The sequence below is a fragment of the Arthrobacter pasteuri genome (assembly GCF_054510955.1).
This window is the reverse complement of record NZ_JBTNDO010000007.1, coordinates 1-5,479: the sequence shown is the minus strand read 5'-3', so window position 1 is coordinate 5,479 and position 5,479 is coordinate 1. Positions and strand designations below refer to the sequence as shown.

At 56.4% G+C, this 5,479-nt stretch carries 2 rRNA genes; both read left to right on the top strand.

Annotation, left to right across the window (positions count from 1 at the left end):
* Positions 1-39: 39 nt before the first annotated feature.
* Positions 40-1,574 (top strand): 16S ribosomal RNA (locus ACX80H_RS16430).
* Positions 1,575-2,212: 638 nt separating this feature from the next.
* A 23S ribosomal RNA gene (locus tag ACX80H_RS16425) occupies positions 2,213-5,369 on the top strand.
* Together the 16S and 23S rRNA genes form the textbook arrangement of a ribosomal RNA operon.
* Positions 5,370-5,479: the final 110 nt, after the last annotated feature.

Here is a 5,479-nt window from a genome sequence, read left to right as displayed (position 1 = left end):
GCCCGTTTTCCCGGGTGGTGTCCTTGTGTCTGTAATGCATTTACGGAGAGTTTGATCCTGGCTCAGGATGAACGCTGGCGGCGTGCTTAACACATGCAAGTCGAACGATGAACCTCACTTGTGGGGGGATTAGTGGCGAACGGGTGAGTAACACGTGAGTAACCTGCCCTTGACTCTGGGATAAGCCTGGGAAACCGGGTCTAATACTGGATACGACCTTCTGGCGCATGCCATGTTGGTGGAAAGCTTTTGTGGTTTTGGATGGACTCGCGGCCTATCAGCTTGTTGGTGGGGTAATGGCCTACCAAGGCGACGACGGGTAGCCGGCCTGAGAGGGTGACCGGCCACACTGGGACTGAGACACGGCCCAGACTCCTACGGGAGGCAGCAGTGGGGAATATTGCACAATGGGCGCAAGCCTGATGCAGCGACGCCGCGTGAGGGATGAAGGCCTTCGGGTTGTAAACCTCTTTCAGTAGGGAAGAAGCCGGTCCTTCGGGGTTGGTGACGGTACCTGCAGAAGAAGCGCCGGCTAACTACGTGCCAGCAGCCGCGGTAATACGTAGGGCGCAAGCGTTATCCGGAATTATTGGGCGTAAAGAGCTCGTAGGCGGTTTGTCGCGTCTGCCGTGAAAGTCCGGGGCTTAACCCCGGATCTGCGGTGGGTACGGGCAGACTAGAGTGCAGTAGGGGAGACTGGAATTCCTGGTGTAGCGGTGAAATGCGCAGATATCAGGAGGAACACCGATGGCGAAGGCAGGTCTCTGGGCTGTAACTGACGCTGAGGAGCGAAAGCATGGGGAGCGAACAGGATTAGATACCCTGGTAGTCCATGCCGTAAACGTTGGGCACTAGGTGTGGGGGACATTCCACGTTTTCCGCGCCGTAGCTAACGCATTAAGTGCCCCGCCTGGGGAGTACGGCCGCAAGGCTAAAACTCAAAGGAATTGACGGGGGCCCGCACAAGCGGCGGAGCATGCGGATTAATTCGATGCAACGCGAAGAACCTTACCAAGGCTTGACATGAACCGGAATGATGCAGAGATGTGTCAGCCACTTGTGGCCGGTTTACAGGTGGTGCATGGTTGTCGTCAGCTCGTGTCGTGAGATGTTGGGTTAAGTCCCGCAACGAGCGCAACCCTCGTTCCATGTTGCCAGCGGGTTATGCCGGGGACTCATGGGAGACTGCCGGGGTCAACTCGGAGGAAGGTGGGGACGACGTCAAATCATCATGCCCCTTATGTCTTGGGCTTCACGCATGCTACAATGGCCGGTACAAAGGGTTGCGATACTGTGAGGTGGAGCTAATCCCAAAAAGCCGGTCTCAGTTCGGATTGAGGTCTGCAACTCGACCTCATGAAGTTGGAGTCGCTAGTAATCGCAGATCAGCAACGCTGCGGTGAATACGTTCCCGGGCCTTGTACACACCGCCCGTCAAGTCACGAAAGTTGGTAACACCCGAAGCCGGTGGCCTAACCCCTTGTGGGAGGGAGCCGTCGAAGGTGGGACCGGCGATTGGGACTAAGTCGTAACAAGGTAGCCGTACCGGAAGGTGCGGCTGGATCACCTCCTTTCTAAGGAGCGCCTCAGGTTCATGTGTCCCATCCTCTGTGGTGGGTGTGTGGCCTGCAGGAGTCAGCCCATAGCGCGGGCGTTTGTTCCGCGGTGGGTGCTCATGGGTGGAATATCAACGGATAGGTGCGGCCGTGGTGGCCGCCTGGCTGTTAGTACTGTGCGCGTCGGCGTCTTCGGTGCATGGCAGGGACGAGGTAATCGTGTCCTGGTGTGTGCGGGGGGGTGTCTGGTGGGTGCGTGGAACGCGGGTGGGTGGTCGTGATCGTGGTCGTGGTGTTTGGCACACTGTTGGGTCCTGAGATAACAGGGCTCCTTCTTGTCGTGGTGTCGTGTCCTGGTGGGTGCGTGTCCCGGTTTTCCCGTGTGATGGTTTTGTCCGTTGCAGGGTGGGTCGGGGGGCGTGCCGGCGCAGGGTGTGGTTCCCGGTGGGGTGGGGTGCGTGTTGTTTCTGGTTTCCCGCGCAGGTCGTGCGCCCTGGTTCTCCTTTGGTGGGGTTGGGTGTGCGGGTGTGACGGGGTTGTTGGTTGAGAACTGCATAGTGGACGCGAGCATCTTAAAAAGAAGCAATTTCTAAGATAAATCTGGTTTCGGACGCAAGTCCGTTCCTGGTTTTCTCGATATGTTTTTTGATCTTAGTGGTCAAGTTTTTAAGGGCACACGGTGGATGCCTTGGCATCAGGAGCCGATGAAGGACGTGGGAATCTGCGATAAGCCTGGGGGAGTTGATAACCGAACTTTGATCCCAGGATGTCCGAATGGGGAAACCCCGCCCGGCGCGCGAGTGACCGGGTGACCCGTATCTGAACACATAGGGTACGTGGAGGGAACGTGGGGAAGTGAAACATCTCAGTACCCACAGGAAGAGAAAACAATAGTGATTCCGTCAGTAGTGGCGAGCGAACGCGGATCAGGCTAAACCAGTGGTGTGTGATAGCCGGCGGGCGTTGCATCACTGGGGTTGTGGGACTTTCCGTTCCAGTTCTGCCGGACTGGTGAAATGTGTGCGTGCGTATAGGTGAACGGGTTTGAAAGCCCGGCCGGAGAGGGTGTTAGTCCCGTAACCGTAATGCGTGACGCCGTTTGGAGAGGATCCCAAGTAGCACGGGGCCCGAGAAATCCCGTGCGAATCTGCCAGGACCACCTGGTAAGCCTAAATACTCCCTGATGACCGATAGCGGACCAGTACCGTGAGGGAAAGGTGAAAAGTACCCCGGGAGGGGAGTGAAATAGTACCTGAAACCGTGTGCCTACAAACCGTCGGAGCAGACTTGTTTCTGTGACGGCGTGCCTTTTGAAGAATGAGCCTGCGAGTTAGTGTTACGTCGCGAGGTTAACCCGTGTGGGGAAGCCGTAGCGAAAGCGAGTCTGAATAGGGCGAGCAGAGTGGCGTGATCTAGACCCGAAGCGAAGTGATCTACCCATGGCCAGGTTGAAGCGACGGTAAGACGTCGTGGAGGACCGAACCCACTTCAGTTGAAAATGGAGGGGATGAGCTGTGGGTAGGGGTGAAAGGCCAATCAAACTTCGTGATAGCTGGTTCTCCCCGAAATGCATTTAGGTGCAGCGTTGCGTGTTTCTTACCGGAGGTAGAGCTACTGGATGGCTAATGGGCCCTACAAGGTTACTGACGTCAGCCAAACTCCGAATGCCGGTAAGTGAGAGCGCAGCAGTGAGACTGTGGGGGATAAGCTTCATAGTCGAGAGGGAAACAGCCCAGACCACCAACTAAGGCCCCTAAGCGTGTGCTAAGTGGGAAAGGATGTGGAGTTGCCCAGACAACCAGGAGGTTGGCTTAGAAGCAGCCACCCTTGAAAGAGTGCGTAATAGCTCACTGGTCAAGTGATTCCGCGCCGACAATGTAGCGGGGCTCAAGTACACCGCCGAAGTTGTGGCATTCACATATATACCTAAGCCGGAGACTTGTTCTCCTGGTTCAAGGGTGTGGATGGGTAGGGGAGCGTCGTGTGGGCAGTGAAGTCGCGGTGTAAACCAGCGGTGGAGCCTACACGAGTGAGAATGCAGGCATGAGTAGCGAAAGACGGGTGAGAAACCCGTCCGCCGAATGATCAAGGGTTCCAGGGTCAAGCTAATCTGCCCTGGGTAAGTCGGGACCTAAGGCGAGGCCGACAGGCGTAGTCGATGGACAACGGGTTGATATTCCCGTACCGGCGAAGAACCGCCAATACTGATCGAGGGATACTAACCGCCAGAAGCATGACCGCCCACCCTTGTGGTGACGTGGTTTTTTGTGGATCGCGGGACCTGATCTCGGGAGGTAAGCGTATTAACAGGTGTGACGCAGGAAGGTAGCCAAGCCGGGCGATGGTTGTCCCGGTCTAAGGATGTAGGGCAGGACGTAGGCAAATCCGCGTCCTTGTGTTCGATCACGAGCCTGAGATCTGATGGGACCCCCGTATGGGGGAATTTGGTGATCCTATGCTGCCGAGAAAAGCATCGGCGCGAGGTTCCAGCCGCCCGTACCCCAAACCGACACAGGTGATCAGGTAGAGAATACTAAGGCGATCGAGAGAATTATGGTTAAGGAACTCGGCAAAATGCCCCCGTAACTTCGGGAGAAGGGGGGCCCCAACCGTGATGGTGACTAGCTCACCGGAGCGGATCAGGGCCGCAGAGACCAGGGGGAAGCGACTGTTTACTAAAAACACAGGTCCGTGCGAAGTCGCAAGACGATGTATACGGACTGACTCCTGCCCGGTGCTGGAAGGTTAAGAGGACCGGTTAGTTTCACGCTTGCGTGGGACGAAGCTGGGAATTTAAGCCCCAGTAAACGGCGGTGGTAACTATAACCATCCTAAGGTAGCGAAATTCCTTGTCGGGTAAGTTCCGACCTGCACGAATGGAGTAACGACTTCCCCGCTGTCTCAACCATAAACTCGGCGAAATTGCAGTACGAGTAAAGATGCTCGTTACGCGCAGCAGGACGGAAAGACCCCGAGACCTTCACTATAGTTTGGTATTGGTGTTCGGTGTGGCTTGTGTAGGATAGGTGGGAGACTGTGAAGCGTGGACGCCAGTTCACGTGGAGTCATCGTTGAAATACCACTCTGGTCACTCTGGATATCTAACTTCGGCCCGTAATCCGGGTCAGGGACAGTGCCTGATGGGTAGTTTAACTGGGGCGGTTGCCTCCTAAAAAGTAACGGAGGCGCCCAAAGGTTCCCTCAGCCTGGTTGGCAATCAGGTGGCGAGTGTAAGTGCACAAGGGAGCTTGACTGTGAGAGAGACATCTCAAGCAGGGACGAAAGTCGGGACTAGTGATCCGGCGGCACATTGTGGAATGGCCGTCGCTCAACGGATAAAAGGTACCTCGGGGATAACAGGCTGATCTTGCCCAAGAGTCCATATCGACGGCATGGTTTGGCACCTCGATGTCGGCTCGTCGCATCCTGGGGCTGGAGTAGGTCCCAAGGGTTGGGCTGTTCGCCCATTAAAGCGGTACGCGAGCTGGGTTTAGAACGTCGTGAGACAGTTCGGTCCCTATCCGCTGCGCGCGCAGGAAATTTGAGAAGGGCTGTCCTTAGTACGAGAGGACCGGGACGGACGAACCTCTGGTGTGTCAGTTGTACTGCCAAGTGCACCGCTGATTAGCTACGTTCGGATGGGATAACCGCTGAAAGCATCTAAGCGGGAAGCCTGCTTCAAGATGAGATTTCCATACACCTCGAGTGTGAGAGGCCCCCAGCCAGACCACTGGGTTGATAGGCCGGATGTGGAAGCAGGGACGAAAGACCTGTGAAGCTGACCGGTACTAATAAGCCGATAACTTACACCACACACCCACCCCCACCCACGGGCGGACAGGAACCCCACAAGGGCACCCGGCAACGGGCACCCCCGTAACGGACCTGCACACCCCAGGCGGAACCAGGGAGGGTGAAGATCA